At 68.5% G+C, this 12,825-nt stretch carries 10 protein-coding genes and 1 tRNA gene; 9 read left to right on the top strand and 2 right to left on the bottom strand.

The window, feature by feature from the left end; genetic code table 11:
* Positions 1-4 precede the first annotated feature (4 nt).
* Positions 5-1,066 (bottom strand): ROK family transcriptional regulator, encoded by a 1,062-nt coding sequence (locus tag INT51_RS09235; protein WP_193105014.1) that lies wholly within the window; start codon positions 1,064-1,066, stop codon positions 5-7.
* A gap of 180 nt (positions 1,067-1,246) precedes the next feature.
* On the opposite strand from INT51_RS09235, the gene INT51_RS09230 reads away from it, so the two are divergent.
* The 7 genes from INT51_RS09230 (at position 1,247) to INT51_RS09200 (ending at position 10,186) form a co-directional block, all read left to right on the top strand.
* The gene (locus tag INT51_RS09230; protein ID WP_193105013.1) at positions 1,247-2,944 is read left to right on the top strand and encodes an ABC transporter substrate-binding protein; all 1,698 of its coding nucleotides are present in this window, start codon (positions 1,247-1,249) and stop codon (positions 2,942-2,944) included.
* A gap of 79 nt (positions 2,945-3,023) precedes the next feature.
* On the top strand, positions 3,024-4,010 hold the full coding sequence (locus INT51_RS09225) for an ABC transporter permease (RefSeq protein ID WP_193105012.1): 987 nt from the start codon (positions 3,024-3,026) through the stop codon (positions 4,008-4,010).
* Between the two features lie 9 nt (positions 4,011-4,019).
* Positions 4,020-4,979, top strand: a complete 960-nt coding sequence (locus tag INT51_RS09220) for an ABC transporter permease (RefSeq protein WP_193105011.1) — start codon at positions 4,020-4,022, stop codon at positions 4,977-4,979.
* Positions 4,976-5,890, top strand: coding sequence for an ABC transporter ATP-binding protein (locus tag INT51_RS09215; protein ID WP_193105010.1), 915 nt, complete (start codon positions 4,976-4,978; stop codon positions 5,888-5,890). The genes INT51_RS09220 and INT51_RS09215 overlap by 4 nt, the downstream gene beginning before the upstream one ends.
* The gene (locus INT51_RS09210) at positions 5,887-6,747 is read left to right on the top strand and encodes an ABC transporter ATP-binding protein (protein ID WP_193105009.1); all 861 of its coding nucleotides are present in this window, start codon (positions 5,887-5,889) and stop codon (positions 6,745-6,747) included. Before INT51_RS09215 ends, INT51_RS09210 begins: the two co-directional genes overlap by 4 nt.
* On the top strand, positions 6,744-9,341 hold the full coding sequence (locus INT51_RS09205) for a glycoside hydrolase family 2 protein (protein ID WP_226832186.1): 2,598 nt from the start codon (positions 6,744-6,746) through the stop codon (positions 9,339-9,341). Before INT51_RS09210 ends, INT51_RS09205 begins: the two co-directional genes overlap by 4 nt.
* A complete protein-coding gene (locus INT51_RS09200; RefSeq protein WP_193105008.1) occupies positions 9,341-10,186 on the top strand; it encodes a LacI family DNA-binding transcriptional regulator in 846 nt (281 codons plus the stop codon). The genes INT51_RS09205 and INT51_RS09200 overlap by 1 nt, the downstream gene beginning before the upstream one ends.
* Here INT51_RS09200 and INT51_RS09195 read toward each other — a convergent pair.
* Positions 10,176-10,628, bottom strand: a complete 453-nt coding sequence (locus INT51_RS09195; protein ID WP_193105007.1) for a DUF3592 domain-containing protein — start codon at positions 10,626-10,628, stop codon at positions 10,176-10,178. The genes INT51_RS09200 and INT51_RS09195 overlap by 11 nt on opposite strands.
* 153 nt (positions 10,629-10,781) lie before the next feature.
* Between INT51_RS09195 and INT51_RS09190 the strand changes: the two genes are divergently transcribed.
* Positions 10,782-11,639 carry a universal stress protein gene (locus tag INT51_RS09190; protein ID WP_193105006.1) on the top strand — a complete coding sequence of 286 codons (858 nt, stop codon included), beginning with the start codon at positions 10,782-10,784 and terminating at the stop codon, positions 11,637-11,639.
* A gap of 64 nt (positions 11,640-11,703) precedes the next feature.
* A tRNA-Ser gene (locus tag INT51_RS09185) sits at positions 11,704-11,789 on the top strand.
* Positions 11,790-12,825: the final 1,036 nt, after the last annotated feature.

Here is a 12,825-nt window from a genome sequence, read left to right as displayed (position 1 = left end):
CGAGTCAGCGCCGGCCGGTGGTCCAGAAGGTCTGCAGCGCGAGGACTGCCGCGCCCACGGCGCAGGGGTGGGGCTGGACCTGCGAGATGACCAGCCGCGTTGCATCGTCGGGCGCGAAGTACTGCTGGGCGGCGGTCAGATAGATCGCCGGGGCCGCCTGGACCGGCGTGCCGGCGAGGACCATGGTGTCCAGGCCGACGGCAGTTGCGAGATTCGCGGCGATCCGCATCAGGGGCAGAGCCGCAGCCCGCACCTGCGACTCGGCGGATTCGTCGCCCCGGGAGGCGGCCAGCGCGGTGCGGGAGAGATCGGCGATGCCGGACGGGGCGACGTAGAGATGCAGGCAGCCGCGCCGGCCGCACGGACATGCCGGCCCGTCGGGGTCGACCCTTATGTGATCCAGAGGGCGCCCGCTGTCCGGGCGGAACGGGATGCCGTCCAGCAGGAGGGCGAGCATGGTCGTCGATCCCAGGTGCAGGGTGCCCGAGAGGCCTGATCCGGCCTGTTCTCCGCTCCAGAAGCTGCCCAGAGCTGCGCAGGTCGCCTCCCTGCCGCGCACGGAATGCACGTCGAGCTCGGCGGTGAGCGTCCCGAGCGCTCGCGCGACCTCCTCGGGAAGGTGCGCCGGCATGGCGAAGCCGATGCCGGTCATGGCGCTCAGTTCATCGCCGGGCACCAGCGCGGCCAGGCCCTCGCGGACCCCGGCGACGACCTCGGTGGCATCGGTCGCATCCGCCAGGGGCAGGACCACCCGGGACTGCAGGGCTCCGGTGGTGTCCACGGCGACCAGCGAGAGGCGGTCCTCGTCGATCGTGCATCCCAGGGCGCGCCGAGCGGCGTCGTTGACCCGTAACAGGGTGGCGCGCTTGCCACCGGTGGAGCGGGCGTGGCCGCTCTCCCAGAGCAGACCGGCGGCGAGCAGGCGTTTGACGGAGTTCGTCACGGTGGCTGCCGTGACGCCCAGTTCGCGCGCGATCTCGACGCGGGTGGTCTCGGTGCGGCGGCGCACGAACTCGAGGACGGCAGTGTCCATCGCCGGAAGCCGCCGGTCGCCGGCGCTGCTCATCTCTCACCCCTCATGCCGTAGATCGTGACCTATCTGGGACCTTCCCGGGGCGCGATGCCCTCTTGACGGACGCTCCTGGGCTTTGCACACTGAGGCTACTTCATTAACTTGGTGAAGAAAGATGCGCGTGGGTCGATCGATCCACCGGCACGCGAAGACGCGTGGACAAGGAGAGCAACGATGCACCTCAAGCGCCGTGACCTGTACAAGATTGCCGCCGTCGGGGCGGCACCGCTCGCACTGGCCTCCTGCGGGCAGGCCTCCAACCTCGAGACCGGGGGAGGCAGCGACGGGGGAGAGAAGACCACGATCCTCACCGTCAACGCGACCGAAGCGACCCTCACCAGGAACCTCAATCCCCATTCGCCCTCCGTGATCCCCATGGTCCAGGGCCTCATCTACGAGACGCTCTTCTACTTCAACCCGCTCGAGCCGATCGACCAGGAGCCGGTCCCGCAGCTGGGCGAGTCCTTCGAATGGAACGAGGACGGCACGGCTCTCACCGTCGCCGTGCGACAGGGCGTGACCTGGACCGATGGCGAGGCGTTCACCGCCGGTGACGTGGCCTTCACCTTCAACAAGGTCCGTGACACCGAGGCGCTGAACCCGGGCGGCACCGCCCCGTCGGCCGAGGCGACCGACGATGCCACCGTCGTCCTCACCTATGCAGAGCCCTCGTACCTGGAGGGCCCCAACGCACTGGCCCGCACCTGGATCATTCCCGAGCACCTCTTCAGCGATGTCGACGACCTCGCGACCTATGCCAATGAGGAACCCATCGGCACAGGAGCCTTCGCGCTGGACGATTTCACCCCGGAGTCCTACCTGCTGCTCGCGAACGCGGAGTACTGGGAGGAGGGCCGGCCGGGCATCGGCGGCGTCCGCGCGATCACGACCGCCGGGAACCAGTCCGCGACCGACCAGTGGCTCGCCGGCAACATCGACTACATGTCCGCTGCGATCCCGAACCTCGAGGAGCATGTCGAGGGCAACCCGAACCTCGCCTACACCAACACCGGCATCTCGCAGATGGCCCTGATGGCTGCCTCGAACCCGGACCTGGGATGCGAAGGGCCGCAGACCGATGTCGCCGTCCGCAAGGCCCTCTACTACGGCATGGACCGCGAGCAGCTGTCCAAGCTGGCGTTCTTCGACCTCGGGGCCGATATCTCCCCGTCCTTCGCCCTGCCCGAGCGCGACGCCGAGTTCATCGACCCGTCCATCGAGGTCGCCCCCTGGACCGCCCAGCCCGAGGAGGCGAAGAAGGTCCTGGAGGAGGCCGGCTACGAGCTCGGGGACGACGGCATCTACGCCCAGGGCGACGTGCGCGTCTCCATGACGATCAGCTGCCCCACCGGATGGTCCGACTTCGTGACCGCGCTGGACACCCTCGCCCAGCAGTACAAGGGGATCGGCATCGAACTGATCCCGCAGCAGGTCAGCGTCAACGAGTGGAACGACGCCAAAGCCAAGGGCACCTATCAGCTGGTGATCGACTCGGTCGGTCAGGGCCCCGCCCCGGACCCGTACTACCCGTACCGCAATCACTTCTCCACGGACAACACGGTGCCGGTGGGGGAGAACGGGAATCCGTACCACAACGTCACCCGCTTCTCGGATCCGGAGGTCGACGCCGCGCTGGATGTCGCTGCAGCGACCGACGACACGGAGGCGAAGAAGGAGCAGTACTTCATCGTCCAGAAGCGCCTGGTCGAGGTGATGCCCGCGATCCCCGTGCTGATCGGCTCGAGCCTGACGGAGTACAACACCTCCCGCGCCACCGGCTGGCCGACCGCGGATGATCTCTACGCGTACCCGATGTCCTGGTCCGCGCCCGACAACGCCATGGTCCTGAAAGCCGTCACACCCGTCGAGTGACTTGCGCGGTGCCGCACCCCTGCCCCGGGGCGCGGCACCGCCGTGCTCACGACGCCGACGACGAAAGGAACCATCGACAGTGCACCTCCTGCGCAAGCTCGGGTTCTACCTGGTGGCCCTCTGGGCCGCGGTGACCCTCAACTTCTTCATCCCGCGACTGCTGCCGGGCAGCCCGGTCGACGCCGTCCTGGCCAAGCTCGCCCTGCGCGGCCCGGTCGACCCGAACACCCGACGCGCCATCGAGATCATGCTCGGGGCCGACGACGACAAGCCCCTGATCCAGGAGTATTTCGCCTACCTGGGCGGTCTGCTCTCGGGCGACTTCGGCATCTCGGTCACCTATTTCCCGACACCGGTCACCCAGATCATCGCGCAGTCCCTGCCGTGGACCCTGGTGCTGGTGGGGCTGGCCACGACCATCACCTTCATCATCGGCATGGTGCTGGGCACCGTCGCCGGGTGGAAGCGTGGCACCTGGCTGGACTCCCTCATCCCCGCCACCACGATCCTGCAGGCGGTGCCCTATTTCTGGCTCGCGCTGCTGTTCATCTACGTGCTGTCGGTGAACCTCGACATCTTCCCGATCTCGGGCGGGTACGACCCGTCCCTGGTACGGCCCGCGCTGGACTACCCGTTCCTGTCCAACGCCCTCTACTACGGCTTCCTGCCGGCCCTGACGATCGTGCTGTCCTCCCTGGGCGGCTGGCTGCTGGGGATGCGCAACATGATGGTCTCCACGCTCAGCGAGGACTACATCCTCACCGCCGAGGCCAAGGGACTCAGCCCGCGCCGGATCATGGTCATGTATGCCGCGCGCAACGCGATGCTGCCCAGTGTCTCCGGCTTCGCGATCTCCCTGGGATTCGTGGTCTCCGGCTCCATCATCGTCGAGTCCGTCTTCTCGTATCCCGGCATCGGCTTCACGATGCTGCAGGCCGTCCAGAACAACGACTATTCGCTCATGCAGGGGCTGTTCCTGATCATCACCGTCTCGGTGCTGGCCGCGAACCTCGTGGTGGACCTGTTGTACGGCGTCATCGATCCCCGCACCCGGGCGCGGGGCTGAGGAGCAGACATGACACGCACACCCTCTCGCCGCCGCGCCGCCCTGCAGCGCATCCTCACCCCGTCCCTCGTGATCGGCGCGGGCCTGATCATCGCGATCGTCCTGTTCGGGCTCATCGCACCGTTCTTCGTCGCCGATCCACTGGCCGTGAACAATGCCGGCATGCACGGTCCCAGCGCGCAGAACCTGCTGGGCACCACCCAGACCGGCCAGGACGTGCTGGCGCAGCTCGCCTGGGCCACCCGGGGCTCGCTCCTGGTGGGCGTGATCGTCGCCTTCCTCGCCCTGTTCCTCTCCGCGTTCTTCGGGATCCTCGGCGGCTACCTGGGCGGATGGCTCGACGAGGTGTTCTCCCTGTTCACCAATGTCGTGCTCATCCTTCCCGGGCTGCCGCTGATGATCGTCATCGGCTCCTACGTCCAGCAGCGCGGGCTGCTGCTGATCGCGTTCATCCTGGCCATCACGTCCTGGGCGGCGTCGGCGCGCGTGCTGCGCTCGCAGACCCTGTCCATCCGCACCCGTGACTACGTGCAGGCCTCGAAGATCGCCGGCGAGAAGGCGCACCGCATCATCGGCGTGGAGATCCTGCCGAACCTGCTGCCGGTCATGTCCAGCGGTTTCGTGTTCGCCCTGATCACAGCGATCCTCGGGGAGGCGGGGCTGAGCTTCATCGGCCTCGGCGTGGTCGGCACCCAGACCTGGGGTTCGATGCTCTTCTACGCCCAGAACGGGCAGGCGCTCACCCTCGGCGCGTGGTGGTGGTTCGTGCCGCCGGGCCTGATGATCGCTCTGCTCGGCTGCGGCCTCTCGCTGGTCAACTTCTCGATCGACGGCATCATCAACCCCCGCCTGCGGACTGCTCCGAAGCAGCTCAAGCAGGCCAAGAAAGCTCGCCAGGCCTCGCCGGCGACCAAGCGCGAGCGCGACGACGAGCCCGAGCAGGCAGAGCAGGAAGAGGTGTCGGCATGAGCATTCCCGAACTGCAGGCGCACCTCGAGGAATCCCGCACCGGCGCCGGGTCCCCGGTGCTCGATCAGCCCGTGCTCACCGTCGAGGGCCTCAACGTGGTCTACGAGGTCGAGAGGCCGGTCCACGCCGTCCAGGACGCCTCCTTCACGCTGCGGCGCGGGGAGATCCTGGGCCTGGCCGGTGAGTCCGGCAGTGGCAAGACGACCCTGGCCTATGGGCTGAACCAGCTGCACCGACCGCCGGCCCGGATCACCTCGGGCTCGGTGACCTTCCATGACCGGGACGGGGACGATGTCGATGTCCTCGCCCTGGAGGGAGAATCGCTGCGCACCTTCCGCTGGTCGAAGATCGCGATGGTGTTCCAGGGGGCCATGAATTCCCTGAACCCGGTGCTGAACATCCGCACCCAGCTGGGGGATGTGTTCACCACGCACCGCCCGCAGTCGGACGGCCCCGAGCGTCTGCGTCGTTCCCAGGAGCTGCTGGAACTCGTCGGCGTGGATCCCTCCCGCATCAGCGCCTTCCCGCACGAGCTCTCGGGCGGTATGCGCCAGCGCGTCATGATCGCGATGGCGCTCGCGCTGGATCCGCAGCTGATGATCATGGACGAGCCGACGACGGCACTGGACGTGGTGGTCCAGCGGGAGATCCTGCAGGAGATCCTGCGCCTGCGGCAGGAGCTGGGCTTCGCGGTCGTGTTCATCACCCACGATCTGCCGATGCTGCTGGAGATCTCCGACCGGATCGCGGTGATGAGAGAGGGTCGGATCGTCGAGATGGACACCGCGGAGAACCTCTACTTCGAACCCCGCGACCCCTATACCCGCACGCTGCTGGGCTCCTTCCCGTCGCTGACGGGGGAGGCCGGCGACTTCGTGCGGGCCGGATTCGATGTGGAGGAGGGCCGATGAGCACGCTGGCCGTCAAGGACCTGACCAAGACGTACCTGCTGCGCGACGGGCTGCGCTTCAAGCGCCTCGAAGCAGTCAAGGGCGTCCACTTCGAACTGACCCCTGGGCGCACCGTCGCCCTGGTGGGGCAGTCCGGATCCGGGAAGTCGACCATCGCGAAGCTGATCGCCCAGCTGGAGAGGCCGACCTCGGGCACCATCACCCTGGACGGGAAACCGGTGGGTCGACGCGGCAAGGCGCTGGCCGCCTACCGTGACCAGGTGCAGATGGTGTTCCAGGACCCCTTCGCCTCCCTGAACCCCTTCCACAGCATCGGCCACCACCTCGAGCGCCCGCTGCTGCTGCACGGCAAGGCGACGAAGGCGAACGTGCGGGAGAAGTGCCTGATCCTGCTCGAGCGGGTGAACCTGACTCCGGCGGAGTCGTTCATCGACCGCAAGCCGCACGAGCTCTCCGGCGGGCAGCGCCAGCGCGTGGCGATCGCCCGCGCCCTGGCGCCGGAACCGACGGTGCTGGTGGCCGACGAGCCGGTGTCGATGCTCGACGTGTCGATCCGCCTGGGCGTGCTGAACCTCCTGGCCACCTTGCAGCGCGAGGAGAACCTGGCGCTGCTGTACATCACCCACGACCTCGCCACGGCCCGTCACTTCTCCGATGAGATCCTGGTGATGTACCGCGGAGACGTGGTCGAGCAGGGACCGGCCGACGACGTGATCCTGACCCCGCAGGCGGAGTTCACCAAGCAGCTGCTGGTGGCCGCCCCTGAACCCGGCACCAATCCGCGCTTCCTCGCCGAGGCGAAGCGGCGCGGGGTGCCGATGCCCGACCATCTCGCCGCCCTGGAGGACCGCACATGACCAGCCCGTCCCACTTGATCTCCCGCCGCGACCTGCACGAGGGCTGGTCCCTGGACGTGACCGACGGGCCTGCGCCGTTCGCGATCACGGGGGTCCCGGCCACAGTCCCCGGCACGTTCCTCACCGATCTGCTGGCGGCCGGCCTGATCCCGGATCCGTACCTGGACCGGCACGAGCACGAGCTCGCCTGGTCCGGCGAGGTGGACCTCACCTACCGGCGGACCTTCCCGTGGGCTCCGCGCGATGCGCACCGGGTGGACCTGGTCGCCGCCGAGCTCGATACAGCGGCGACCGTCGTGCTGAACGGGCAGGTCGTCGCGACCGTGCAGAATCAGCACCGCTCCTGGCGCTTCGACGTCACGCAGCTGCTGCGCGAGGGGGAGAACGTGCTGGAGATCCGTTTCGCCTCTCCGCTGCGCACTGCCAGGGAGAATATCGAGGTGCTCGGCGATCTGCCCGCGGTGGGCAACGATCTGCCGTACAACGCGATCCGCAAGATGGCGTGCAACTTCGGCTGGGACTGGGGGCCGGTGCTGGTCACGAGCGGCATCTCCGGGCCGATCGGGCTCGAGGAGTGGTCGACGGCTCGACTGGAGAGCGTGCGCCCGCAGGTCACCGTCACGGATGGTCGCGGCGTCGTGGACCTGCGCGCTCTGGTCGAGCAGGCCCGTGGCAGGAGTGCGGGTCCCGGAGGCGATACCACGGTGATCGTTGCCGCTCGCCTCCTCGACCCTGCCGGCGAGCGGGTCGACGACGTCGCGGTCTCCTCCCGGGACGAGGAGTTCGACCTGCAGCTGTCGGCGCTGGACCCGCAGCTGTGGTGGCCGCGCGGCTACGGTGACCAGCCGCTGTACACGGTGGCCATCGACCTGCTCGATGCCGATCACGTCCTGCTCGACTCCCGGGAGCATCGTGTCGGCTTCCGCACCGCCGGGGTGGTGGAGCTGCCCGACGAGATCGGCACCTCCTTCACGGTCACCGTGAACGGCACCCCGATCCTCGCCAAGGGCGCCAACTGGATCCCCGACGACTGCTTCCCCTCGCGGTTGACCAGCGAGGACTACCGCGCCGCGGTGGCCGACGCCGTCGATGCCGGCATGAACATCCTGCGCATCTGGGGCGGCGGGCTGTATGCCTCCGAGGAGCTGTACGAGCTGTGCGATGAGCTCGGGATCATGGTGTGGCAGGACTTCGCGATGGCCTGCGCGGCTTACTCCGAGCTCGAGCCGCTGCGCTCCGAGGTCATCGCCGAGGCGCGTGAGCACATCGTGCGCCTGGCCTGGCATCCCGCGCTCGTGCACTGGAACGGCAGCAACGAGAACGTCGAGGGGTACTACCACTGGGGCTGGAAGGAGTCTCTTCCCGAGGGGCAGGGCTGGGGCAACGTCTACTACACGGAGATCTTCCCGGCGCTGCTCGCGGAGCTGGACCCCTCCCGCAGCTTCACCCCGTCGAGTCCCTACTCACGGCCCGCGATCGACCAGCCCCGCAACGCCGACCACGGCACGGTCCACAACTGGGTGGCCTGGGCGGACCCGGACGACAACGACTACACCCGCTACCGCGACACCATCCCGCGCTTCTCCGCCGAGTTCGGGTACCAGGGACCTGCGAACTGGGCGACGCTCCAGCGGGCGATCACCGAGCGGCCCCTGCAAGTGGACTCCGCGACGATGCTCTCCCATCAGAAGGCGGACCAGGGTCAGGACAAGCTCGAGCGCGGCATGGCCCCGCACCTGCCACCGGTCGAGGGCTTCGACGATGTCCACTTCGCGACCCAGCTGAACCAGGCCCGGGCCCTGATCTGCGGGATCGGGCACTACCTGTCGTACTGGCCGCGCTGTGGCGGCACGATCGTGTGGCAGCTCAACGACTGCTGGCCGGTCACGTCGTGGGCTGCGGTCGACGGAGATCGACGCCGCAAGCTGCTCTGGTATGCACTGCGGGACCTGTACGCGCCGCTGCTGATCACTGTGCAGCCACGCCAGGACGGCCCCGTGGTCAGCGTGGTCAATGACAGCCCCGCCCCGCTCGCCGGTGAGCTGCGCCTGCGCCGACAGGACCTCGCGGGCGCCGTGCTCGATACGGCGACGCTGGACCTGCAGGTCGAGGCTCGCAGCGCGTCGACGATCCCGCTGCCCGCCTCGCTCATCACCCCTGATGAGGCGCCCGGCGAGGTGCTCGTCGTGGAGATCCACAGCGGCACGGCTCAGCACGGCGTGGACAGTCGCCATGGTGGCGTGGCGATGCCCATCGGGCGGGCGGTGCACTTCTTCGCGGAGGATCTCGACTCGGAACTCGCCGGTGGGGCGTTCGAGGCGGCGGCTGCAGCGGTCGAGGGCGGAGTGGAGATCACCGTGCTGGCCACCAGCACCGTGCGTGACCTCTGCGTCCTGGCCGACAAGGTAGACCCCGACGCGGTCGCTGATCGTCAGCTGCTGACCCTGCTTCCGGGCGAGAGCGCCACGGTGCGGGTGCGCACCGCGGCGACGACGGTGCCGGAGGCGTATCTCGCCGAGACCGTGCTCATGAGCGCCAATGCTCTGGTCTCCCGAGCACGTGCCCGAGAGGGCGCAGCGGAGCTGGTGAGCTGATGGTGACAGGCCGGATCGGGGTGCCGGCACCCCGTTCGATGTGGTCCGCCGGCTCCGAGCAGTTCCACACGCTGGTGCTGCGAGGGATCGAGGAGACCGCCATCGCAGAGGGCCACTCCGTGCTCAGCGAGGTGGTCGACACCTTGGAGACGGAGCTCGAGGTGCTCCGCGCCTGGGAGCAGAAGCTGCTGGTCGACGTGGTGATCCTCAAGGACCTCCAATTGGATGATCCGCGCCCGTCGCTGCTGCGGGAGGGCGGACTGCCGTTCGTGCTCGCCGGGGACGTCCGACAGACGGGGACCGACGCCGCGGTCCTCACCGACAATGCCGGCGTGATGCGACACCTGCTGACGGACCTGCTCACCCTCGGCCACAGCCGTATCGGCCACATCGGCGGGCCCGGTCACCTGCTGCATTCCCAATGGCGCCGGGAGGCCTACGCCCAGTTCGTCGGCTCCCACGAGCTGCCGTCCCTGCGGTACGAGGGCGACTACAGCGCGGCCAGCGGGGCGCAGGCGGCCCGGTGGCTGCTCGCGCTGAACTCCCCTCCCACCGTCCTGGTCTTCGACAACGACGCGATGGCCATCGGCGGCGCGGATCTCGTCCGAGAGCTCGGCATGAAGGTCCCGCGCGATGTGTCCCTGGTGTCGTGGGACGACTCGCTGGCCTGCCGGACCTACGATCCGCCGCTTGCCGTGCTCGGCCATCGCGCCCACCAGCTGGGCATCACGCTGGGCTCGGTGGCCAGCGACCTGCTCGCGGGCACGGGCGCCGGGGCCCGTGTGGTCGAGGTGATGCCTGTGGTGAGTCCGCGCGAGTCGCTCGCCGCGCCGCTCAGCGTATGACCAGGGCGACCACGACGAGCACGACGGTGGCGAGCGCGAAGGACCCTGCGATGAGGAACGTGGTGCGGGCACCGCGCGTGGTGAAGGATCCCGGAACCTGCGGGGCGATGAAGGTGCTGGGCCGGTCGCGGTCGTAGTGGACGGTGACGCTCTGACCGCGACGGCTGGTGGTCGTGGTCTCCTGCCAGGTGGGCTTGGCCCGCTGGGTGCGCCCCTGACCGTCCGTGAACTCGACCGTCTCGGTGTAGTCAGTGCCGAGCACCGTGCCGTCCTCCCCGCGACTGATGCTCGGCTCGGAGGCGACCACCCGCCCGACGGCGGTCGGTCCCTGCAGCAGGCGCGGGGGACCGTTGCGCTCCCGCAGGCCACGCAGGGCCCACCACCCGGCAAGGACGAGGGAGAGCACCACGAGGATGCCGAAGACCACGGTGAAGAGATCCATGCGGAGAAGTGCTCCTTGCTCAGTCCCGGCTCGGCCGGTTCGGATGCGTCAGCGCTGCCATGCCTGCGAAGCCTAGCGTCGGCATCCTCGTCACCGACATCGGTGCGGAGTATCCTGGCTCCACGGCGAGGACCGCACGAGGAGGTGTGGACCATGGATTTCACGCAGAGCATCGTGGTGGGCTACGACGACACCACTGCCTCGGTGGCCGCAGTCAGGTGGGCCGCCGAACTCACGCGGAGCACGGGGAGCGGGCTGCGGATCGTGCACGCCTGGACCTGGCCGCTGCTCGGGGCCGGGATGGCAGGTGTTCCCGTGATGGACTCCGCGGGTCCCCGCAATCAAGCGCACCGACTGCTGGACGATGCTGCGGAGATGGTCTCCCGACTGGTTCCTGAGATCGGAGTACGCACCGATCTGCTCCCCGGTAACGCGCGCGACGTCCTCGACGAGGTCTCGCAGACGGCGGACCTGCTGGTGGTCGGGACCAGAGGCCTCGGCCCCGTGTTGAGCACACTGCTGGGTTCCGTCAGCCGTGGCATCCTCCATGGCGCCGGCTGCCCGGTCGCGGTGATCCGCTCCGAGCACCACGTGGCCGGGCATGTGCTGGTCGCCTACGACGGGTCCGCAGCGGGTGGGGAAGCCATCGACGTCGCCGCCGACCTGGCCGCCACCTGGCAGTCGACGCTGCGGATCGTGCACGTGCGGGCCGACGGTCATGCTCCCTACACGAGCGGCGCGGAGGCGTGGAGCGGCGGCGCCCGGTCGCGAGACCTGCTCGACCGAGCGGCCCACCGGGCCGCGAAGGGCCACGAGCACCTTGTCGTCGAGACTCGGATGCTCGAAGGGCGGTCTGCCGCCGAGGCTCTGCTGACCGCAGCCGCCGGCGCGCGCATCCTGGTGATGGGGCATCGCGGGCTCAGCAGGGGACCGTTCGGCTCCACCGCCCACGCGACCGTCCTGCACGCGACGGGCAACATCGTCGTGGTCCGACGGGCCCCTGCGGAGTGACGTGACTCGCGTCTGAGCCGCGATGGTTTGAACGAGGGAGTCAACGGCGGCTAAGCTGTTCCGCGGTAGCGTGTCCGAGCGGCCGAAGGTGCATCACTCGAAATGATGTGTGGTTAATAGCCACCGCGGGTTCAAATCCCGCCGCTACCGCCCTTGACCTGGGGTTTACTCCAGTCCACGAAGGCCCTCACCGGTATCCGGTGGGGGCCTTCGTCGCGCTCGGCGCAACGCCGCCGGCGCAGCGAGCGGCCGCCGGCGCCGTGGCGACGACGCTCTCGTGCCCGCGAGGGGGATGGGTGAACGCACCGCGAGGGGACGGCAAGGGGGAGGCGGCCCTGCGCGCGCAGCGAGCCGACGTCGCACCTGTGGGGCGTGAGGTGGAAGCCAGGTGCTCGAGACTGCCCGCCGGCACGCTCCACACCTCATCGGAGGGAGGCTTCGGAGCCGGTGTGAACCACACTCGGCGAACGGTGCCGCGGGGGCCAGTGCTGTGGGTCCCAGTGCTGCGGGTCAACGACTCGTAGGGGTGCCGAAGAGCGAATCGACAGAGCCGTGGATCGACAGCACTGCGGCGTTCAGGGTGTCCGGCTCTGTGGCTCTGTGGCCCTGTGGCCCTGTGGCCCTGTGGCAGGGCGGTCGTGCGGCGGTGGTGCTTTGCCGCTGAGCGTTCAGGCCAGACGCGGGACATGCACACGGTGTGGGTCACAGGAAAAGGGCTGGGAAGCGTGCTCGCGCCATGCTGTGCGCGCAGCGGGCGGTCCCGCAGCGGGGCGACGTCACCTGACTCCTCCCTGCGCAGTAGGCGATAGGCGGGGAACCCCGCGACGGGTACCAGATATACGCCGAATCTCCCGCATCGAGAGAGTGTAGGAACGGTCACCCTCCACAGGGGTCGTTCTGGCTTGACGGCCCCCTCGGATCTGCGTAATGTTCTTCCTTGTGCCCAGCAAGACGGGAAAACGGAAAGGCCGGAAGGCCAGCCCGCGAAACTCGAACTGAACGGGCACAACGGAGAACTTCCGAAATCAGTACGGCGCGGATCACACCGCACCGAATTGACAAGGAGAACCGGAAGCCCTAAGATTTAAGGGTTGCCTCGGAGCGGAAGAGCCGGAAGGTTTGGACGGCCGAGTGCGCGTGTTGCTTGATATCTCAATAGCGTGTCTGTTTGTTGATGCCATTATTT

Source organism: Brachybacterium sp. FME24 (assembly GCF_014897705.1).
Classification (GTDB): domain Bacteria; phylum Actinomycetota; class Actinomycetes; order Actinomycetales; family Dermabacteraceae; genus Brachybacterium.
Note: the sequence above shows the minus strand (reverse complement) of the source record. Positions and strands in the feature narration are given on the sequence as shown.